Origin of the sequence: Paenibacillus sp. SYP-B3998, from assembly GCF_010820665.1 — a bacterium.
GTDB lineage: Bacteria > Bacillota > Bacilli > Paenibacillales > NBRC-103111 > Paenibacillus_E.
Map to the genome: position 1 here is coordinate 181,225 of NZ_JAAIKC010000005.1, position 20,615 is coordinate 201,839.

General features: G+C 47.3%; 18 protein-coding genes. 12 read left to right on the forward strand and 6 right to left on the reverse strand.

Annotated features, from left to right (window positions below; translation table 11 throughout):
* Positions 1-41: 41 nt before the first annotated feature.
* From GK047_RS15540 to GK047_RS15550, 3 genes are all read right to left on the reverse strand, one after another.
* A complete protein-coding gene (locus GK047_RS15540; protein ID WP_163948357.1) occupies positions 42-467 on the reverse strand; it encodes a DUF3995 domain-containing protein in 426 nt (141 codons plus the stop codon).
* A gap of 64 nt (positions 468-531) precedes the next feature.
* On the reverse strand, positions 532-921 hold the full coding sequence (locus tag GK047_RS15545) for a VOC family protein (protein WP_163948360.1): 390 nt from the start codon (positions 919-921) through the stop codon (positions 532-534).
* A gap of 24 nt (positions 922-945) precedes the next feature.
* Positions 946-1,491 (reverse strand): TetR/AcrR family transcriptional regulator, encoded by a 546-nt coding sequence (locus GK047_RS15550; RefSeq protein ID WP_163948363.1) that lies wholly within the window; start codon positions 1,489-1,491, stop codon positions 946-948.
* Positions 1,492-1,704: 213 nt separating this feature from the next.
* Between GK047_RS15550 and GK047_RS15555 the strand changes: the two genes are divergently transcribed.
* The 9 genes from GK047_RS15555 (at position 1,705) to GK047_RS15595 (ending at position 14,051) form a co-directional block, all read left to right on the forward strand.
* Positions 1,705-2,667 carry an ABC transporter permease gene (locus GK047_RS15555; protein WP_163948366.1) on the forward strand — a complete coding sequence of 321 codons (963 nt, stop codon included), beginning with the start codon at positions 1,705-1,707 and terminating at the stop codon, positions 2,665-2,667.
* A 17-nt stretch (positions 2,668-2,684) separates the two neighbouring features.
* Positions 2,685-3,566, forward strand: a complete 882-nt coding sequence (locus tag GK047_RS15560) for a carbohydrate ABC transporter permease (RefSeq protein ID WP_163948370.1) — start codon at positions 2,685-2,687, stop codon at positions 3,564-3,566.
* A 157-nt stretch (positions 3,567-3,723) separates the two neighbouring features.
* Positions 3,724-5,298, forward strand: coding sequence for an extracellular solute-binding protein (locus tag GK047_RS15565; RefSeq protein ID WP_163948373.1), 1,575 nt, complete (start codon positions 3,724-3,726; stop codon positions 5,296-5,298).
* 93 nt (positions 5,299-5,391) lie between these two features.
* Positions 5,392-6,432, forward strand: a complete 1,041-nt coding sequence (locus GK047_RS15570) for a response regulator transcription factor (RefSeq protein ID WP_163948376.1) — start codon at positions 5,392-5,394, stop codon at positions 6,430-6,432.
* On the forward strand, positions 6,429-8,294 hold the full coding sequence (locus tag GK047_RS15575) for a cache domain-containing sensor histidine kinase (protein WP_163948379.1): 1,866 nt from the start codon (positions 6,429-6,431) through the stop codon (positions 8,292-8,294). The genes GK047_RS15570 and GK047_RS15575 overlap by 4 nt, the downstream gene beginning before the upstream one ends.
* Positions 8,295-8,329: 35 nt before the next feature.
* The gene (locus tag GK047_RS15580) at positions 8,330-9,097 is read left to right on the forward strand and encodes an SDR family NAD(P)-dependent oxidoreductase (RefSeq protein WP_163948382.1); all 768 of its coding nucleotides are present in this window, start codon (positions 8,330-8,332) and stop codon (positions 9,095-9,097) included.
* Positions 9,094-11,187: a heparinase II/III domain-containing protein gene (locus tag GK047_RS15585; RefSeq protein WP_163948385.1), complete on the forward strand. Its 2,094-nt coding sequence runs from the start codon at positions 9,094-9,096 to the stop codon at positions 11,185-11,187. The genes GK047_RS15580 and GK047_RS15585 overlap by 4 nt, the downstream gene beginning before the upstream one ends.
* Positions 11,188-11,212: 25 nt before the next feature.
* A complete protein-coding gene (locus GK047_RS15590) occupies positions 11,213-13,516 on the forward strand; it encodes a DUF4962 domain-containing protein (protein WP_163948388.1) in 2,304 nt (767 codons plus the stop codon).
* A 160-nt stretch (positions 13,517-13,676) separates the two neighbouring features.
* On the forward strand, positions 13,677-14,051 hold the full coding sequence (locus GK047_RS15595) for a hypothetical protein (RefSeq protein WP_163948391.1): 375 nt from the start codon (positions 13,677-13,679) through the stop codon (positions 14,049-14,051).
* A 184-nt stretch (positions 14,052-14,235) separates the two neighbouring features.
* Here GK047_RS15595 and GK047_RS15600 read toward each other — a convergent pair whose 3' ends face one another.
* A complete protein-coding gene (locus tag GK047_RS15600; protein ID WP_240343980.1) occupies positions 14,236-14,691 on the reverse strand; it encodes a response regulator in 456 nt (151 codons plus the stop codon).
* Between the two features lie 71 nt (positions 14,692-14,762).
* Positions 14,763-15,806: an HD-GYP domain-containing protein gene (locus GK047_RS15605; protein ID WP_163948394.1), complete on the reverse strand. Its 1,044-nt coding sequence runs from the start codon at positions 15,804-15,806 to the stop codon at positions 14,763-14,765.
* A 435-nt stretch (positions 15,807-16,241) separates the two neighbouring features.
* On the opposite strand from GK047_RS15605, the gene GK047_RS15610 reads away from it, so the two are divergent.
* Positions 16,242-17,237: a leucine-rich repeat domain-containing protein gene (locus GK047_RS15610; protein ID WP_163948397.1), complete on the forward strand. Its 996-nt coding sequence runs from the start codon at positions 16,242-16,244 to the stop codon at positions 17,235-17,237.
* 199 nt (positions 17,238-17,436) lie between these two features.
* On the opposite strand, the gene GK047_RS15615 is transcribed toward GK047_RS15610, so the two are convergent.
* Positions 17,437-18,045, reverse strand: a complete 609-nt coding sequence (locus GK047_RS15615; RefSeq protein ID WP_163948400.1) for a TetR/AcrR family transcriptional regulator — start codon at positions 18,043-18,045, stop codon at positions 17,437-17,439.
* 227 nt (positions 18,046-18,272) lie between these two features.
* Here GK047_RS15615 and GK047_RS15620 point away from each other — a divergent pair, with 227 nt between their 5' ends.
* Positions 18,273-19,625, forward strand: a complete 1,353-nt coding sequence (locus GK047_RS15620; protein WP_163948403.1) for an extracellular solute-binding protein — start codon at positions 18,273-18,275, stop codon at positions 19,623-19,625.
* Between the two features lie 97 nt (positions 19,626-19,722).
* Positions 19,723-20,613 carry an ABC transporter permease subunit gene (locus GK047_RS15625; RefSeq protein WP_163948406.1) on the forward strand — a complete coding sequence of 297 codons (891 nt, stop codon included), beginning with the start codon at positions 19,723-19,725 and terminating at the stop codon, positions 20,611-20,613.
* The last annotated feature ends 2 nt before the right edge of the window (positions 20,614-20,615 follow it).

Sequence of the window (20,615 nt, forward strand, 5' to 3'; positions counted from 1 at the left end):
CGTCTTGGCTGTAGGAACTCAGGAAAGAATTGGACCTGCCCTTATCCTTCCATACGGATGGCCATGTAAAAGATGAAGCATAGCCACAGGCAAAGGGGCGTGAACAATAAGTAATCATAGGTAGCAAAGCGCGATGCCCGCATTCTTTTAAAAAGACCAATGTATTTAAAATCACCGATAGCTCGAAACCCGAAGACGATGACACAAACCCAACATCCCCATCTGACAACCTGTTCAGGATGAAAGGAAGCGAGCAGCCCGCCTTGGATCATAAGCAGAAAAGCGGCAACGAATAAAAGAAAGGCAATAAGGAATGTACCTAGTATGCTTGGAGTAAATAGGGGCTTTTGCGATTCACCTGTAGGGATAGCAGCCGCCCCTCCCCATTTGCCGCCACATGCCCAATAGATATGCAGCCCTCCGATGCCTACCAATAGTAGAGCCGATAATCCAATTAAAACGACCATTACTTTGCATCTCCCTCCGAATGAATGCCTTCTCGTGCGATCTCAAGCTAGAGCTTGAAAACCGCTAAATGGCATAGATAGAGTGAATATTTCCGTCAGGATCAGCGAAAAATGCGGTTCTATGACCCCAGTGCATGGTGGTAGGCCCTTTGATCGGAGTCGCTCCAGCTTCTACGATTTCCTCATAGGCTTTATCCACATCTGCATGCGAATCTAATGGAAAAGACAATTCAAAGCATTGTCCGCGTTTGGGCTCTCTAAAGCTAGGATGTTGATCGGTTATTTCAGCGAGGATGGAACGCGCGCAAATGGAAAACCTGACGCCTTCATTTCGAAGCTCGGCATAACCCTCCATCTGACTTTCCACATGGAACCCAAGAATATTTTCATAAAAGGTCATCATTTTATCGACATCGTCTGTCAAAATTGTTATTACGGCTAATACGGTTTTCATTTCTATTCATCTCCTTTTTTATTTTCAGTGCTGCTGAGAGATCAGGTTAATAAATTCATCAGCCAAATGGACGGATATTAACGCCGGATTCCTACTCTTTCGGTCTATCCAGCCTAGGAATGTAAAGTAACATAGTTCGGCTCTGACAACAGAATCTACAGGAGAGAACCCCATTTCGTAAAATAGCTTGCTGAGGTAATCTACTCGTTCCTGTTCAATCCGCATCATTCGCTCAGCGATAAGTTCATCTTGATTTGCCCACGCGACAATGGCGGCTTGCAAGCGGGTCGTTTCTGAAAAACTATGGTGCACTAATTGGCGAAGCCGTTCCTTTGGGGAAAGCTCATCTTCGTCCATTTGGCGAATAATATCTTGCGTTAAATGCTTCTCCCAGTAAGCAAGTATAGCCTCAAGAAAATCGGCCCGATCCTTGAAGTAGTGGTAGAAGCTTCCCTTACTGATTCGTAATTGTCGGGCCACGGCTTCGACTTTAACAGAGGCAATGCCAGTTTGGGACATCATCTCTAATCCTGCGCGTATCCAATCATCGGCTGTTTGTAACAAAATCATTCACCCCAAAACATACGTTATCGTATAGTTTGAATTATACTATTTACTAGCGTTAAGTCAATGGCCTAGATGAGCTAAAGAAACGAGTAGACTGTAACTTTCTACCTAAAAAAAACACAAGTTGGTGAAAAGGCAATCCATTGTTGGGAACGCTTCGTACAGGTACGATGTAGCTATAACATCGAAGATAGATCAAGTGAGGGGGCCATGAGGATGGCGGTCAACGCACAAGCGGTGAAGCGGGCAAATCGGCCTGCGCAAACGAGTAAAGGCAGAAGCTTTCTGCGAACGCTTTGGAAGTTCAAAGCCTTATATCTGATTTCACTGCCAGGGATTTTGTATTTTATTATTTTCAAATATGTACCGCTGCTCGGCTCGGTGATCGCTTTTCAGGATTACAACATTTTCGATGGCTTTACGGGTAGTAAATGGATTGGCTTGGACAACTTTACCCGTATGTTTGCGCATTACGATTTTCTTAAGATTTTGAATAACACGCTGTTAATTGGCTTGTACGATCTATTCCTGGCATTCCCGGCGCCTATTGTACTAGCGCTTCTCTTGAATGAATTACGCATCGTATTGTACAAGCGAGTGCTGCAAACGGTCGTGTACATGCCTCACTTTCTATCGTGGGTCATCGTGAGCGGTATCGCGATCGGTATCTTGTCTCCATCTACAGGAGCGGTGAACCACTTCCTCGCTTGGCTCGGGTTCGAGCCCATCTATTTCTTAGGGGAAGAATCATGGATCCGCACGGTGCTTATTTCCTCAGGGATTTGGCGGGATTCTGGGTATGGTACGATTATTTACTTGGCCGCCTTGGCGGGAATTAATCCGGATTTATATGAGGCTTCGGAAGTAGATGGCGCCAGCCGCTGGCGGCAAACAATCTCCATTACGCTTCCTTCGCTGCTGCCGACCATTATGATTTTGTTCCTGCTGCACATTGGGAAGTTCCTCGATTTCGGCTTTGAACGTGTTTACGTGTTCTTGAATCCGCTTAATAAAGAGCATGGTGAAATTCTAGATACGTATATTTATACGGCAGGCTTACTCGGTCAGCAATTTAGCTATACAACGGCCATTGGGCTCTTTAAGTCGGTAGTCGGCCTTGCCCTTATTGTCATTGGTAATTTCTTGAGTAAGAAAACGACGGGTGAAAGCTTGTACTAGACGGAGGTGAACGCTTTATGAATCGCAAGCCGACAGCCGGTTGGCAAGTTTTTAACATCTTCAATATGCTCTTCTTGACACTCTTATCGTTAGCGATGCTCCTGCCGTTCTTGAACGTGCTGGCCCAATCGTTTTCCGCTTCGGAAGCGATTGTGAACGGGAAGGTTTTCTTCCTGCCTGTCGAATTCACGGCGATTAACTATCAATATGTATTCAGCGATGCGGCAATCTGGCGCTCGTTCGGCATCACGGTGTATATTACGGTGGTAGGCACATTCATTAATCTGATTGCTACAGCTTCACTCGCTTATCCCGTTTCCAGACCTGAATATGTCGGTCGTAACGTGATTGTACTTATGGTATTAATCACGATGGTGTTCAGTGCGCCGTTGATTCCTAACTTTATTTTGATGAAAAACCTGCATCTGACCAACTCCCTGTGGGCGCTGCTCATTCCTGGCGCTATCAGTGCCTTTAACTTCTTCGTCATGCGGTCGTTCTTTATGCAAATTCCAAGCGAGTTGATCGACTCAGGTCGTATCGACGGGTGTTCGGAGCTCAGAATGATCTGGAATATCGTGCTTCCACTGTCCAAGCCAGTGATGGCTTCCCTCGGAATTTTCTACGCAGTAAACCATTGGAACACGTACCAGAGTGCCTTATATTATATCAACAAGCCTGCCTTGTGGCCGCTTCAGGTGAAGCTCCGGCAGTTGATTGTATCGGAAGATATCAGTATTGATCCGAATTCATCGCAATTTAGCGGGCTTGCCCATATGGATCCGGAAGGTATCAAGATGGCGACAATTATACTCGCGACGATCCCGATTATTGTCATTTATCCATTCCTGCAGCGTCATTTCGTTAAGGGGATGATGGTTGGTTCGGTCAAATCCTAACCATCCAACGTAGGTTTGCATGAAAACACGAGATCTAATACGATTCTAAAAAAAAGACAATAGAAACCAAAGTCATTCCATAGCCGCATGGGAAAACCGCTCTTACAATGAGGTAATGAAAGCGCTATTATCCTAGTGATACGAAAAGAGGGGTACGATGAAAAAGTGGATTCCTGCCACGATGGCAACTGTATTAATGGCGAGCATGCTGGCGGCTTGCTCGACCAAGCCAGCTGAACAGCCGAGTGCATCCAGCACAGCTAGCGCGAAGCCCGCTGAGAAAACAAAGTTTTCGATTTCTTTACGTACGTTAGCTTTCGGACATGTTGAGAAATCGCCGAATATTAATGAGGACAAATGGGTGAAGAAGCTTGAAGAGTTAACGAACTCTGACATGGATATCGTGCTTGTTCCCCACAAAGAATATGAGCAAAAAATGATCCAAATGTTTGCAACCAATGACATCCCTAACGTTGTGCAGGGCAGTGGAGGCGTAAACGGGAAGGAGATGGCAGGTTCAGTGAAAGCCGGCGTCTTCATGCCGCTGGACGATCTTCTCAAACAATACGGGCCGAATTTGTTGAAAAAAGTGCCGAAGGAAGCTTGGGATAACGTAAGTTACCAAGGCAAAATTTTTGCGATACCGGAGTACTTATCCAACCCGTCACGCCGCGCCATTTTCATTCGCAAAGATTTGTTGGATAAAACAGGCCTGGGCGTACCGAAAACAGTTGATGAGTACATGGCCGTATTGCGCAAGTTCAAAGAAATGGGTGTTGAGAACCCTTATATGGGACGTGAAAATTTCAAATATTCGGATTCCTTCTTTGGAGCATACGACGTATTCCCGTACCTGTCGATGTTTGAGAAGCAGGGCGATCAAATTTTGCCGAAATTCTTCGATACGGAGAACATGACCAAAGCGCTGCAAACGTACAAAACGATGTTTGATGAGGGCTTAATCAACAAAGAATTCGCTACGATCAACGCAACGGTGTTCAAAAATACGATTCTGGCAGGTAAAGCAGGCATGTGGTCCATGAATGCGAACGAGCTTCTACAGTGGGAAACACAACTGAAAGCGAATGTTCCGGCAGGCGATATTGAGATTATTGGTTCCCCTACGGGCCCTGATGGCAAAGGTGGACACTACTTATACGGTCCTGCGCCGCGCGCTTACTTCATCAGTAAAAGTGTGAAAAATGCCGCGCAAATCATCCAGTTTTTCGATTGGATGATGTCTGACGAAGCTGAGAAATTTTTCACCTTCGGTATTGAGGGTGACACCTACAAAACGGTGGATGGCAAAATCGATTACAAGAGTCCAACAGATGCGACTGCTGTTGACGAAGAGCGCTATCGTCAATCTTTCTTGTGGCTCGTGCAGGACACCACGTATAATAAAGGGACATTGAGCTTTACCGATGAAGGTAAAAAATTAATGAACGTTTATGATACAACGCTGAAAAATGAAGGTCGCGATGGCATTTCCTTCGAGCCACGACTAGAGGCTTTAATGAAAAATCCAGATATTTCGCCGCTCTCTGATCAAGCGCCTCCAGTTATTTTGCAACATATGGTGAAAATGGTGTACGGCAAAGAATCGATCTCGGATTGGCCGAAAGTATTAGAAGAGTGGAAATCCAAAGGCGGGAACGACGTAATCAAGGAAGCAACGGAGAAATTCAATAATAAAGACTCCGGTACGACAGTGTCGATGCCGCGTAAATAATAAGCTCAATTGCTGAGCCCCTCCGTCTCCTCACGAGCTTATAGCCGTGGGGAGCAGGCTTTTCTCAGGAGATAAAAGGAAGGAGTGTTCCTCATGTACCGCATACTCATTGTCGACGATGAACCGATGATACGTAAAGGATTACAGAAGCTCGTGGAACAATCGGAGCTGCCCATCGAAAGCTTGCGCTCCGCCGAGAATGGCGTTGCCGCGATGCAGCGGATTCAAGAGGAACGGCCGGACTTTCTATTCACGGATATTCGGATGCCGAAGATGGACGGGCTGGAGCTGTGCCGCCAGGTTGCTGAGATGGACGCTGATATTCAAGTGGTCGTCATCTCCGGCTTCAGCGATTTCGAGTATGCGCAGAAGTGTGTCTCTTTCGGGGTGAAAGAATACCTGCTTAAGCCTGTTAATATCAAGGGATTTCAGGGCGTTTTGGAAAAGCTGGTTTTAACGAAAAGCAAAGTAAGTTCTGAAACGTTCGTCGCCGTAACGAAGCTAGAGCAGTGGGCTAGCCGCATGGAGCTCGGGGTATGGATGCTCCAGGAAGCGGAACTGAATGCTTTACTCGATGAAATCAGGAGCGAGCTGCGTGAGTACAAGCTGAAGCTAAACCGGGTTTGCGACATTTTACAAGAAATTCATACGCTCCTACATCAACGGTTGAATGCGCGCGATGTGTATTTGATGCAGGGAGAACTGGCGTTAGTAGGAACCAGTAATGAAGAGGAGACATGGCTTCGATTTGCTTGTGCGGTGCGCGGGCATCTGGAAGAGCTAAGGATCAGGCGCAAAGGCAAGCTCAAGGACCCGGTCGAGGAAGCGAAAAGGTATATGGAATCGCATCTCGCCGAGGAAGTTTCCTTAGAAGAAGTGGCCGATCATATTGGACTTAACGCTTCTTATTTCAGTCAGTTGTTTAAGCAATCCACCCAGGAGACGTTCGTGCAATATCGGACGCGTAGGCGGATGGAGAAGGCGAAGAAGCTGCTGGAGCAGCCGCAGTGGCGAATCACGGATATTTCGGGTGAAGTCGGCTATGCCGATCATCCTCATTTTACAAAGACGTTTAAGAAGTATGCAGGCTGTCTGCCTTCTGAATATCGCCAGCAGATGGGCATCCGTTCATGAAGAGGAAAACGCTTTCCGGCCAAATCTATTTGTATTTCATGATCGTCATTGTTTTGTCGCTTTTATCCGTAGGCGTCTTCTCTTATGTGCAGTCCTCGCGGGCGTTAGACAGGCAAGTCAAGCAGTATATGGAGCAAATGATAGACAGCGCCAATTATCAAACGGATATTTACTTGCAAGCGTATGAGCTGCTGAGCAACTCCTTCTCATCTAATTCAGATGTTCGGTCTTTCATGGAGATTAAGCGCAATGATGCTTACGAGTATTACGAGTACTCCGATAAAATCAAGAAATTCGCTTTAGCTTCTGTGGAATCTATCGTCACTTTATACAAACAACTTAATATGATTTATGTTGTCGGGCAGCATGGCCGTTCCGTCATTTATGAGAATCAAAACTTGCTTAATTTCGATCCTATTCTCGTGCAGGAGAAATATGCGAATCTGATGAATTCTACGCCAAGCGACGGACGAATTGTGCTGCTCAACATGAGTATCCGGCCTGTAGATCAAGGCTCGGTGGTCACGATGGCTCGTAAAGTCAGAGGGCCTTCCTACGGAGACGATCGTGGCGTAGTCGCGATTGAGATTAAGCTGGCCGAGTTGGCTAAAATATGGAGCCGTGTCAGCCTAGGCAAAGCAGGCTTCTTCTTTATCATCGACGATGCCGGAAACTATATTTATCCACCGTCAATGGGAGAGCGTAAGCCCAGCGATGAGTTGGCCTCGCTTGTTCTGGCAAGTGGAAATCAAACGTTCCTGCACAAGTATAACGGTGAGCAAAGGATGTACGTTTCTCGTAAATCAGGCTACTCCGATTGGAATCTTGTCGCTTCCATGCCAGTTGAGGAATTGCGACGTCCTGCCGATACGATTCGGACGACGACGATTAGTGTCGGGCTTGTAACGCTTGCTATCGCATTATGGCTAGCCTCTCGATTCGGTCGTTCGATCATTGCACCTATTCGCGGGTTGAAGGAAAGCATGCGCGAGACGGAAAAGGGGAATTGGCAGTACATCGATGAGATCGGCCGTACGGACGAAATCGGCGGTTTGATCCATAGCTACAATCTGATGGTGACGCGTCTCTCAGATATGATTGAACGAGTGTATGAGGCGGAGCTAGATCAGCAAAAGAACGCGCTTGAGCTAGGTGAATCGAAGCTGGAACGTCAACGGGCTGAATTCCAGTCGCTGCAGCTTCAAATTAATCCCCATTTCTTGTATAACACCTTGGAAACGATTAATTGTTATGCCATTGTACAGAATTCGAGCGAAATTACTGAGATGGTAGAAGCGATGGCTTTCATGCTGCGTTATTCGGTTCAGACCAATTTGGAAGAAATCACGGTGGCCAATGAGCTTAACCATGTTCGTAATTATATGATTATTTTGCAGCATCGGACGGGAAGCGATTTCGAGATTCATGTAGCTGTACCGCCTAGTTTGCTTTTGGAAAAAATGGTTCGACTGACGCTGCAGCCCGTAATAGAAAATATTTTTCAACATGCGTTTCCTGATGGCGTAGAAGATCACCACTATATTTGTATTAATGCCCGTAAAGAGGATGGCCTGTTTCAAGTGTACGTTGAGGACAATGGAGCAGGAATGAAACCAGAACGGCTTGCTGAGCTGCGGAAGAAGCTGGAGATGAACCGTTTGGCGGAGCCTGATGAGATCGAAGGTGCGAAGCGCGGAGGTATCGGCTTAATGAACGTCCATCGACGCATTCAGATGGTTTTTGGCGAGGCATATGGCTTATCCATCGACAGCGAATGGGGAAAAGGAACCTGTATGACAATGACGATGCCAGAGATGGATAGATCCAAGATGCGGGGGAAAGACGGCTACTCGGAAGCATAAGACGACGGAAATTAGAGCTATGGGAGGAAATCAGAATGAAGATCGACTTAACTGGAAAAATAGCGCTTGTTACGGGGTCTAATGCGGGTATTGGACGTGCGATTGCAATCGCTTTAGCGAGCAATGGGGCGAAGGTTGGCGTGAACTGTTTGAACAATGTGGCACAAGGACAGGAAGTCGTGGCTGCCATTCAAGCAGCAGGAGGCGAAGCGATTCTCGTGCAAGCAGACGTAACGGATACAGTGCAAATCGATCGATTGGTAGGCGAGGTTGAGTGGGCGTTCGGTGGAACGATTGATATTCTTGTCAACAATGCAGGACATCTTGTGCAGCGTGTTCCCAATGCGGATATGACGGAAGAGATGTATGAGCGTATTATGAATGTCAACCTGAAGAGTACAGTGTTCATGAGTAAAAGAGTACTGGCGGGTATGAAAGCTAAGGGCTGCGGGCGCATTGTTAATATGACCTCTGTCGCTGCGCATAACGGCGGCGGACCGGGGTCAAGCATTTATGCAGCAAGCAAAGCGGCGGTTTTGACCTTCTCTAAGGGATTAGCCAAGGAAGTAGCCGCAAACGGCATTATGGTAAATAATGTATCGCCGGGTTTTATCGGGAATACGATGTTCCATGCGACATTCACGACAGACACAGCACGGACAGCTACGGTGAATGGCATTCCGCTTCAGCGCGAAGGAACGCCTGACGATGTCGCAGGAGCGGTATTGTATCTAGTCTCGGATTTAGCTGCCTACGTGACAGGTGAAACGATTGAGATCAACGGCGGGATGATGATGCGATGAGTATGACGCCGAGGTTAGGGGAGAAGTTGAAGGGACTTACATGGGCTGCAAACCTAGTCAATGAGCTGAAAAATGAGATCGATAGGCTGCTTGATGCAGGCAGTCTGTTGATTCCGAGAGAACCTGGGGGTTGGTGGCACCAGTATGTTTGTCCACGTCATAATACCGAACTGATGTTCGATACCTTGGCTGTGAGTGCATCCGAATTCTTCTGTCCGTATGGCTGCCGCATCGAGGGCGAGGCATACAAAGGGGCATGGCTCGTGTTCAAGCATCAGTCACTCGCACGCATTGCGCTGCAGGCAGCGGCTGTGTATGCCGTGAATGGGGACGAGGATTATGCGAGTCTCAGTAAACGGCTGCTCGTTGAATACGCCGAGCAGTTCCCGCTTTATCCTGTGCATCCTGAAGCACAGGGCTGGATGCTGAAAGGGCGGGCGTTTCACCAAGCGCTGACGGAGGCGATCTGGTCCACGACGTTGATTCGCGCTTACCTCCTTCTACGCGATGAAGGCGTTACGTTCAACTCCGAGGAGCAAGGAGCTATTGATGCCTTTCTGGAGCTGCTCGCCGGGAGTATGGAGGAATATCGGCGTATTCTTATTCATGAGCGGAATAATCCGGAGAACAATTACACCGCTTGGCTTAACGCTTCATTGTCTTGCGTGTACGCTGCCCGCGGGCAGCGAGTAGCATTGGAAGTGCTTGTTGAAGGGACCGGCGGCTTCAAACATCATTTATCGATCGGAGTGAAGCCTGATCAGTTGGAATTCGAAGGAAGCACGTATTACCATGTTTTTGTGCTTCGGGCCTATTTAATTTCCGCCGAAATGGCAAAACGCTTTGGTATAGATCTCTACGCATGCGAAGGCGAAGCGGGCCAATCCATGCGCGGCATGCTCGTCGCGTTAGCCGATCTCGCCGACGATCGCGGAGCCCTGCCAGCGCTGCACGACGGGCCTCTGGCGCGCGAGCCTTACGCCCGTGAGATCGCCGAGATCGCCGAGCAAGGGCTGGCGATCTATGGCATTGCCAGCCTCGCGCCGGTAGCCCGCGAAGCCTACCGGCAGCTAGGCGCTGCGAGCGGCGAGCGCTGCCAGCTCGAGGCCCATCTGTATGGCGCAGGAGAAGCCGCCGTACCAGGGTCAGAGCTGCGCGAAGCGGCTGTATCCGCAGGGCCAGAGCCACGCGAAGCACGACTCTTCGCGGACTCCGGCTTCGCCGTTGGCCGTGTGGCGGGGAATCCGCTATCGTTCCTCGCCGATTTCGGCGAGCATGGCGGTTCTCACGGCCATTTCGACAAGCTGCATCTGACGTTGATGCATCCCGTGCAAACATGGACCCCTGATTACGGGATGGTGCCTTACGGCTCATCGTTACGTAAGTCATGGTTCGCCGAAACGGCGAGTCACAACACGGTGTCGGTGGGTGGCGTTTCGCAAGCGCCGCACGAGGGGCGCTGCGTCCGTTTTGAAGCGACAGCTACCCGCGTGTATGCATGGTTGCAGTCGACGGAAGCTTATGCTGGCTGCGTGTTAGATCGCCATGTGCTGCTTAGCGGCGAGTGGCTGCTGGATTGGTTTCACGTTGAGCTCACAGGCGAAGAGCCTACTCAGCTAGCTTGGTGGATGCATCCAGCCGTTCCACCGCTTTCTGAGCAGCTGGAAGCGCTCAGCGTTAGCGATGCATCGGCTTACTCGCTGCGTGTCCAAGAGCAGATGCTGTCCGTAATCGGCCGCTTCGTGCCGATCGGCTCCAGCGAAAGCGAAGGCGCGCAGGTACACGCGTCGTACGTGCTTAGAGCTGGCTCTGACGAAGCGACGGTGTTCCACACGGCGCTCATCCTGCCGGGGGATGAGCTGCTCGCGGTTCACACACCGGGTGATTCCATAGATCCGAGCGTGCCGCTGACCGCCTTATTACACCAACGGACGGACGCTAGGGCTGATTTCATTCATGTCTATCGCACGGGAAGCCGTGCGGAGGTGAAATGGCTTACTACAACGGAGATTGAGGTTTCCGTTTCGGGTGTTCCGGATAGCGCTACCCGTATCCAACTTACCAGAGATCAAGGCTTGTTTTTTACATAGAGAACTCGTGCGAAGGAGAATGGATATGACTTCGTTATTACCGTTATATGAGCCGCAAAGCGGCGTATTGACTGTGCAATACGAACCGAATGAACAAACTGTCCTGCTAGAGAATCCGCCTCGCTTCACCTGGATTCCCGCGCAGCTTGAGAAAGATCGCTATGTGCTGCAAATCTCTCAATCCGATTTGTTCATTGAGGCGGAGACTCGAACGATTCAGCCCATTCTCTATAACCTGTATACGCCTGACAAAGTGTTAACACCGGGTACGTATTTCTGGCGGTATGCATTGTTGACAGAAGCGGGCGAGCAAACGGTTTGGAGCCGTGTACGGCAATTTGACGTGCAGGTAGGATTACCCGAGACGCCTTTGCCAAGCCGGGAACGCCGCTATGCAGAAGCAAACATGGCACATCCGCGCCTGTGGCTGCAAGCTGAAGAGCTATCGGCATTCCGCAGCCAGCTAGCCGCGGACCCTACTTACTGTGGCTGGGATGCCTTCTATGAGAAGTCTGTCCAGCCTTGGCTTCAACGCGAATTGCTTGCTGAGCCGCAGCCGTATCCGAATAATAAGCGAATTGCTAAGCTTTGGCGTCAAATGTACATGGATGCGCAAGAAGCGTTGTATGCGGTCCGACATTTAGCCGTAGCTGGCGTCATTCTAGAGGATAAATCCCTGTTGGAACGTGCGCGAACATGGCTGCTGCATCTGTGCAGCTGGGACGCCTTGGGAACGACTAGCCGAGATTATAATGACGAGGCTTCGTTCCGCATGGCAGGGGCCATTGCGTGGGGCTACGACTGGCTGCATGCTCAGTTAACGGAAGAGGAGCGTATAGAAGTCCGCCGAGTGCTGCTGGCACGCGTACGCCAAGTTGCGCACCACGTGATCGACCACTCCAAGATTCATCATGTGCCGTTTGACAGCCACGCGGTTCGCTCGTTATCGAGCGTTCTGGTGCCTTGCTGCATCGTCATGCTGGATGAGGAGCCGGAAGTTCGCGAGTGGCTGGACTACACGGTCGAATACTATGCGTGCTTATATTCCCCATGGGGTGGTCCTGATGGCGGATGGGCAGAAGGGCCGATGTACTGGACGACTGGCATGGCTTTTGTGACCGAAGCGATGAATTTGTTGAAGAAATATACAAGCGTTGATTTCTACAAGCGCCCTTTTTTCACGAAAACAGGAGATTTTCCTTTATATACCTTCAGCCCGGATACGCTTCGCGCTAGCTTCTGCGACCAATCTACACTAGGTGACCCTGTTAGCTTGAAAACGGGATTTAACATTCGCCAATTCGCGGGTGTAACCGGAAATGGTCTTTACCAGTGGTATTTCGAACGGGTGCGGGAGACCGACACCGATTCGGAGCTGAAATTTTACAACTACGGCTGGTGGGATTTTCGTTTTGATGAAATGATTTATCGTCACGATTATCCGCAAGTGGAGCCTGTCGTGCCTACGGATGAACATATCGAACCCGTCAAATGGTTCCGAGATATCGGCTGGGTGGCCTTCCATTCGCAGATGGCCGATCCAGAGCGTCATATCATGCTGTTGACCAAAAGCAGCAAATACGGTTCTGTCAGCCATAGTCACGGTGATCAAAATTCGTTCCTATTGCATGCTTATGGGGAGCCGTTAGCTATAGAGAGCGGTTATTATGTAGCATTCGGCAGCACGATGCATATGAATTGGCGCAGACAGACTCGTTCTACCAATAACATCTTAATTGATGGACAGGGGCAATACGCAGAGAAGAATAAAGTGCTCAATATGGCGGCATCAGGTATTGTTGAGGCAGCGGAGCAGCGCAAGGGCTACGGGTATTCGCGCTCCAACGCAACCGCAGCTTACAAGGAGAACGTGCCTTATTTGGAGCGATACATACGCGAGTTGTACTTTTTTGGCGGCTACGTCGTTGTCGTGGATCACATCGATCTATCACAAGCAGGCTCCATTGACTGGCTGTTCCAGACCCTTTACGAAATGAAGCTTGATGGGCAATCATTCAAGGTGCAGGGGCGCAAGGCTGATATGGACGGTCGGTTCGTCTATTGCTCTTCTGGCGAGCTTGCGCTTACGCAGAGCCATAGCTTTGAAGGTGTGGATCTATCCGAAGTGGAAGGATTGCCTTTGCATTGGCATCTTAAGGCGACGACGAAATCAGCCCGCAGCCATCGAATTGCGACATTGCTCGTGCCGATCAAGCACGGCGAGCCGAAATATGTGTCCTATTTTATGGACGACCAAGGTTTCGACACATCGATTTATTTCACCGAGGACGGCGTGACCCACAGGGTTGAGGTACCGAAGGCTTACTAAGCGGAGGATGATTCTTTTCCGTTAGGCTCTGTTATACATTGTTGTTGATTTAATGACGGGCCTTCCCATTTGGAGAGTGGTGTTAAGCTAACGGCAGGATAGTGAAAAGCGAGAAACTTATTTAATATTCATAACGTCATAAAATAAAAGGGGGATTTAAATGAGAAAATTGTGCTTACTTTTTGGAATACTGTCCATCACTTTTATAATTGCTTCTTGTAATTCTCGCTATATAGGAAATCCAACTGCTAAAGATATTTTAACAAATAATAAAGATGCAGATATTTTTATGTTAAATGGCATTATATATCGTAATGCAGAAGATATTAAGTGGGTAAATGAACGGGAATTAACATTAGGTGAAGAAGTCGGGGAGATTAAGAAGCAAACTAAAAAAAGTGGCGAATTCGAGAATTATACTGCTACCAAACTACCAGTCGGAACTTTAATATACAAACCAGTTGAAAAAGGCGATATCTATATCGCAATTGTTGATAACAAAGAAATACTATATTTAGGTTTGCGTGAAGGATAATATATTCTTATTTTGTTAACGGGAGTTCAATACATATGGCGGTTTTTTTGTTCAAAAATCAACATTAATGCATAACATAGCCTTTCGTTAAAGAACAGATGAGGCTTGATCCATTGCCTCCGCTTTAGTGGAACCGCTGCGCATAAGGAAAGGCTCTGTCCGCAGGATGCGTCAGAGCCTTTCCTTATGTCTCTTTCAAGTAAACCTGCATCTTCTCGAGCAGTCGATTCCACTCCACGGGCTTCGTGTCAAAATCATCGCAGCCCGCCTCCATGGCTAGCTTCCGATCTGTTACCATTGCATGGGCGGTTAGCGCGATAATCGGGATATTTTTCGTTTCTGGAGAGGCTTTTAGCTGTCGGGTGGCGTTCCAGCCATCCAAGATGGGCAAGCTCATATCCATGAGAATGAGATCCGGGGCTTCTGATCCTGCCATATCGATGCCCTGTTGCCCATCCGTAGCCATGATGACCTCATATCCCTTGCGGAGCAGCCGCCTAGATAACATATCGCGATTCATTTCGTTATCTTCAATCAATAGAATTTTGTACATGGTCATCTTCCTCTTCGCTGCGTATGTAGGCTTGCTGCTCGAAGGCTTGGGCATTCTGGGAGCAAGCCAATAGTTTGCAGATTTCATGTAAAAGGGGCTCGCGTTTAAAGCTTCCTTTTTGGACAATGAATGGGGGTGTTACGAACACCGCTCCATCTTCATTCTGAATTGTTGTTTTTCTTCAATGTGCTGATGAAGGCGTCCACGACCTTAGGATCAAAGTGAATGCCGCGCTGCTTCAAAATTTCCGTCAAAGCTTCTTCCTGTGACCAAGCTTGTTTATAAGGGCGTTCGTGAGTCAAGGCATCATAGAAATCTGCGATTGCTACAATACGCCCAGCCAGTGGAATTTCTTCTCCCTTTAATCCTTGCGGGTATCCCGTACCATCCCACTTCTCGTGGTGTGACAAAGCAATCGTGCGGGCTAATTGAAGGACAGGGAACAGACTTCCTTCGAGTATGCTTGCGCCGATGGTCGTATGTGTCTTCATATGCTCGAATTCCTCGGGCGTAAATCTTCCTGGTTTTAATAAAATGTCATCCGGAATGCCTATTTTTCCTAAATCGTGTAAGGGCGTGGCCCGTTCTATGAGCCTTACTTCTTTGAACGGAAGCCCCAAAGCATCAGCTATCTCCTTCGCCATCCGGCCGACGCGCTGCGTATGCTGTCCCGTCTGGTCATCGCGAAATTCGGAGGTGCGTCCGAGCAATTGCAAAATCTCCATCTTCGCTTGTTCTAGCTCCAACATCCGCTCCTGAACTTGCTGCTCCAAACGTTGATTATGGTTTTGAAGCTGCAAATGGTAGAAACGTGTCTTGAGTAAATTATTGATTCGTAAAACGACTTCGGTTTTATCCAGAGGCTTCGTAAGAAAATCATGCGCTCCAAGATGCAGTGCCTCTTTCTTAGCTTCTTGAGTCACGTCGGCGGTCAGCACTAAAATGGGCAAATAATTGCCTTCATGAACGCGACTTTTTAAAAGCTTCAATGCCTCGAACCCATCCATTTCCGGCATATGTAAATCCAACAAAATAAGATCTGGTTTGACCTCGTCAAACAGATCGTTTAATTGCTTGGGATCGGTCGTAGCGTGTATGTTGGAAAAGCCCGCACGACGTAGAATGCGATCTAAAAGGCTAATATTATACGCTTGATCATCAACTAGTAGGAAATTAGCGCTTTTCTTCCAAGTCACATCCATAGTAGGTACCTCATTTCATCCTTGCCCTCTTCACGAAATAAGTAGGTGAACTGCTTTTCAAGAACATAGTCTATTAGTAGGATTTTATCATAATTTACAACAGATGATGATAATAAAATGTCGTATTATGTAAAATAAAAGCAAACACTCAAATTGATGTTAGAAAATGGTAGAGTAATAAAAAGAATGGAGGATGATGGATAATGGACTTTTCAGAACTTCATCAATTTTTTAACGATATTAGCTAGCGAATCGGTGATTTAGCCGATAAAACGAATCGATTCTCGTGGAGTATGGAAACGGAGATAAGAGGCTTGAAGTCAGAGCTTCATGTCACGAACATTTTGCTAAGTCTGTTTCTGCTCGTGTCTATTGTGAACTTGATTCTGAATGTTGTGAAAAGGAATAAGAAGAACTAATCGGGGAGGCGATATTTTGGAGATTTATAATGATCCCAAGGGAGAGGCCTATACTAGACTTATTGATTACGCGATACAGCATGCTTCTATGTTCGTGTTGGTGGATCGGAATGATGACCCGCGTGCTGCATATCAACATATTTTGGAACAGCTCAAGCCCTTTCTAGTAAAGCAACAAAGCTGTGAAAGCTTAATGCGGAAGCTTGAGGTTGCTTATACCTATGAAGGCACGGTCTATTTCTATCGATGCTCGCCTCAGAGTGGGGTCATATTGAAGTCTGTGGCTAACCGATTATTCGACTGGCGGCATCCAGGCTTGCCGGAAGACTTAAGTTTTCTTGATGCTGAAGGTAGAGACTGGCTCATTACTATTGCCCATGAGAAGATAGCGAGGATTCAAATCGATGAAGAAGAAGCGCAGCGGCTATCTGGAGAGGTCAAGGGACTCTTCTTGAAGGGGGATTTCAACAGTGAATTCAACGTATTTCTAGCGGATGCGATTAGACATCAAGCGGAAGAACTGCGTGTCGTCGGCTTTGGAATTACATCTATTCCAGAGGAAATCAGCCAAATTCAAAGTCTGAAGTCCCTTGAAATTTTTGAAAATAAAGTCACCCAGCTTCCACGGAGCTTGTTTCAGCTGACGCAACTGGAGGAGCTCACGCTTCATTTGACAGATTTGATGGCTATACCTGAAGAGATTGGCCAGCTCAGCGAGCTTCGTAGGCTTACTATCCGCTGTGGCTGCTATTGGGACCTTGAACCGGGGACAACAATAATTACGAAGGACAAGGTGATCTTAAAGGAGCTGCCGAGCTCGATCGGGAAGCTAACGAAGCTAGAAGTCTTGCAGATTAGCTATACTGGAATTAAAGAACTACCTCAGGAGTTAGCGCAGCTAACCCAATTGAAATTTGTGGATGTTTCGAATAATCTGTTAACAAGTATGCCTATAGTATTCGAAAAATTTCCTGGCAGCGTTTATGTGGAAGCAAGCGGTAATTTATTCTGAAAATAAGGATTATCGTTGTTTCCGGCAAACCGCTAACCTTTAATTACTGGAGGTAATTTCTCTACTTTGGGTAATTCCTCCTCATACAGGTATGTGCAATGTACTCCCCGCATTCCTATCCCGAAGTGCATCCTTCGGGATAAAGGCTTGCGGTTTTTTGCTGATTTCTCGGATGCAGGCATTAGGGAAAAGCTAGCACTCATGCATCTTTTGATTCCGTTTTCGTTTTGATTCCTGATAGAACGAGTTGCCAAACAGATTGGAATTCCTCGTCGACACTGGCATTCACCCATTCATAAGCATGCGCGGGATGATGGAACCTGACTGTCGCCATGAAGATGGCCTTGGCAATGGATTCACTGCTGCCAGGCTTAACTTCGCCTACTGCAATACCAACCTCAACGATTTGAGCTAATTGTTGAATTAATCTGTTGATATGAGCGGAGATCATTTCAACACTCTCTAAGGTGACGGCCGTGTACATCGTAAACATTTCGGGATCGTTAGCCGCATAAGTCCGCTTGCTTATTATGAGCGTATCGATCCAGTGCCGCAATCGCTCAAGGGCTGGCCCGCCAGATTGATACGCGATAGCCTCCAACGTATCGGCAATTTGCTGGAGCCAACGCTCGGTCACAGCTTCTCTTAGGGATGCTTTGCTTGCAAAATGCCGATAAAGTGCCCCGTGACTCACTCTTAATGCTTTGGCGACATCAACCACGGTTGTTTTCTCGGGCCCGAACCGTCGGAGCACAACCTCCGCTGCATCTAGGATAGCCTCTTTGGTCAGTGGCATATCTGTAGCCATATTTCGACCTTCTTCCCTCTTTTTTTAAATTATTATAGCACATCATTAACAAAATTAAACTAACAGAAATACGATATTGATATTTGATATTTATGCACACCTATATTATTCCTCCACTACCTATAAAAAGTAAACCTGATATCTATAGTTTCCGCATTGTAAATGCTTCCATTTTCGAGCGATAATAAGCACATCAAATCCATTAAATACATAAGGGGGATTCAAAAATGGCAACAAAAAATAACACGCTTAAGTTAGTTATGGCGAGCACATTAGCCATTAGCTTAACCGCTTGCGGTGCGGCAGGTACTGGCAGCAAAACGACTACAACAGCAACAGCGACGGCAAGCGGTGGCAGCACAACTGATGTGAAAAAGCAGGAAAACGTTACCATTACCTTTCAAAATATATACCCAGATCCAACCGATCCGAAAAACGGCATGTTAAAGAAAATCGTGAATGATTACCAAACGAAAAATCCAAACATCAAAGTCGAGTTGGATTCCCTCAATACCGATCAACAGAAATTAAAGCTGAAAACGCAAGCAGCTTCCAAGGAAGTTCCCGATATCACGATCGTGAATCCATCCGCGCAAATGAAACCATTCGTTGATGCAGGCCTCTTCGCCCCACTGAATGATATGGTAGAGCAAAACGGGCTGAAGGATACGTTCCAAAACGGGATTCTTGATTTTTATACCTTCAATAAAAACATCTATGCCTTGCCTGATGGCAATAACATCGGTCTTGTTTACTACAATAAAGACCTCTTCAAACAAGCTAGCGTTGAAGTGCCGAAAACATTTGAAGAAATGGTCGCTGCCGTAAAAACGCTTAAAGGAAAAGGCATTCAACCGATGGCAATCGGTGAGAAGGATAGCTGGACAGGTTCGTTCCTTTTCATGAACGTGCTGCTTCGTACAAATGGCGGGCCGGGCTTCCTGCAAGCCGTTGTTGATGGCAAAAAGACTTTCCAAGACCCTGCTTTCACGGATGCAGTAAGCAGCTTCCAAGATTTGATTCAAGCTGGCGCCTTCCAAGAAGGTGCGACTTCTTTTGATTACAACGCAGGCGAGAACTTGTTCAAAACCGGCAAAGCCGCAATGTATTTTATGGGCAGTTGGGCAACAGGCGGTATCGAAACTTCCTCTGTGAACGGTAAAGTGGGCGTATTCAAATTTCCAACCGTTAAAGGCAAAGGTAACCCAGATGAGTTCATGCTTGCTCCGGGTAGCGGATTCGCTATCTCTGCGAATAGCAAACACTTGAAGGAAACCAAAGATTTCTTAAACTATTTCATGTTGAACTATCCCAAAGAAGCTTTCTCCGTAAAAGGCGCAGTAGGCGTAGCGCAAAAAGTAGAAGGAGACTTCAAGGCAGCAGGCTACTCCGACATGGCAATGGAAGTGTTGGGCATGTTCAAGCAAGTAAAAGGCGGGGACTTGGCGTTCGATAACACGATGAACCCAGGAACGGCTCAAGGTCACTTGACAAGTATCCAAAATATATTCGTACAGAAGAAAGATGCTGGCGATGTAGCCAAAGAACATCAAACTGCCTACGAAACAAATAAAAAATAAAATGAGTGAACAGCCGAATCGGAATTTATCTTTGACGCCGTCAAGGTGTTAGAGGTAAGTTCCGATTGGCACATTCTGAATAGAGGAGGCGAGTAAAGTGAATGTGTTAAGAGTCTCCAAATGGACGATAGCGATGTTTGTATTGCCATGCTTAGTGCTCTATGTAGGCCTCGTTTTCGTGCCTATCCTTGTTTCGCTCTATAGCGGGCTCTTGGATTGGAATGGTATCGGCGAATCGAAGTTCATTGGCTTGCAAAATTTCCATACCTTGTTGTTTGCTGACCCAGTATTCTGGCCTTCGGTGCGCAGAACGTTAATGTTTGCTTTGTTCTCTATGGCTGAGATTCCAGTTGCTTTATTTGTAGCGATGTTACTAAATAGGTTCATTAAGAAGCCTAATTTTCTCGTTTCGAGCTACTTTCTTCCTGTTATTTTATCCGTTGTTATCATTGGCCAACTGTGGAAAACAATTTATAATCCTGCCGCGATGGGAGGTATGCTCAATCAAGTTCTCGACCTGTTGAATTTGCATGGTTGGACGAGATCGTGGTTAACTGATCCTCAAATCGCGATGTACTCGCTTTATTTCGTAGCGCTCTGGCAGTACTTAGGCTACCATACGCTCATTCAATTCACCGGCATTCAGAACATCCCTGCGGATATTTATGAAGCGGCCCGAATTGATGGAGCGGAGGGCTTGAAGGCTGACTGGCATATTACCTTCCCTATGAATATTCCGATTTTCAAAATATCGATTGTTCTTGCTTTTATCGGTTCTTTGCAAGCGTTCGACATGGTGATGGTCATGACAGGCGGTGGGCCTGCGCATGCAACAGATGTGATCTCTACACACATGTACAACATGTCCTTTTTATCCATGAAATATGGCTATGGAAGCGCCATTGCTGCTTTCTTGGTGGGCCTTTGCCTCATTGCGACCGTTCTTATTAACACGGTATTTAACAAATTAGAAAGAAAATTCTCATGAAG

Excerpts from the sequence above, each read along its gene's own strand:
- GK047_RS15540 (WP_163948357.1), bottom strand. The coding sequence starts at position 467 with ATGGTCGTTTTAATTGGATTATCGGCTCTACTATTGGTAGGCATCGGA.
- GK047_RS15545 (WP_163948360.1), bottom strand. The coding sequence starts at position 921 with ATGAAAACCGTATTAGCCGTAATAACAATTTTGACAGACGATGTCGAT.
- GK047_RS15550 (WP_163948363.1), bottom strand. The coding sequence starts at position 1,491 with ATGATTTTGTTACAAACAGCCGATGATTGGATACGCGCAGGATTAGAG.
- GK047_RS15555 (WP_163948366.1), top strand. The coding sequence starts at position 1,705 with ATGGCGGTCAACGCACAAGCGGTGAAGCGGGCAAATCGGCCTGCGCAA.
- GK047_RS15560 (WP_163948370.1), top strand. The coding sequence starts at position 2,685 with ATGAATCGCAAGCCGACAGCCGGTTGGCAAGTTTTTAACATCTTCAAT.
- GK047_RS15565 (WP_163948373.1), top strand. The coding sequence starts at position 3,724 with ATGAAAAAGTGGATTCCTGCCACGATGGCAACTGTATTAATGGCGAGC.
- GK047_RS15570 (WP_163948376.1), top strand. The coding sequence starts at position 5,392 with ATGTACCGCATACTCATTGTCGACGATGAACCGATGATACGTAAAGGA.
- GK047_RS15575 (WP_163948379.1), top strand. The coding sequence starts at position 6,429 with ATGAAGAGGAAAACGCTTTCCGGCCAAATCTATTTGTATTTCATGATC.
- GK047_RS15580 (WP_163948382.1), top strand. The coding sequence starts at position 8,330 with ATGAAGATCGACTTAACTGGAAAAATAGCGCTTGTTACGGGGTCTAAT.
- GK047_RS15585 (WP_163948385.1), top strand. The coding sequence starts at position 9,094 with ATGAGTATGACGCCGAGGTTAGGGGAGAAGTTGAAGGGACTTACATGG.
- GK047_RS15590 (WP_163948388.1), top strand. The coding sequence starts at position 11,213 with ATGACTTCGTTATTACCGTTATATGAGCCGCAAAGCGGCGTATTGACT.
- GK047_RS15595 (WP_163948391.1), top strand. The coding sequence starts at position 13,677 with ATGAGAAAATTGTGCTTACTTTTTGGAATACTGTCCATCACTTTTATA.
- GK047_RS15600 (WP_240343980.1), bottom strand. The coding sequence starts at position 14,691 with ATGAAATCTGCAAACTATTGGCTTGCTCCCAGAATGCCCAAGCCTTCG.
- GK047_RS15605 (WP_163948394.1), bottom strand. The coding sequence starts at position 15,806 with ATGGATGTGACTTGGAAGAAAAGCGCTAATTTCCTACTAGTTGATGAT.
- GK047_RS15615 (WP_163948400.1), bottom strand. The coding sequence starts at position 18,045 with ATGGCTACAGATATGCCACTGACCAAAGAGGCTATCCTAGATGCAGCG.
- GK047_RS15620 (WP_163948403.1), top strand. The coding sequence starts at position 18,273 with ATGGCAACAAAAAATAACACGCTTAAGTTAGTTATGGCGAGCACATTA.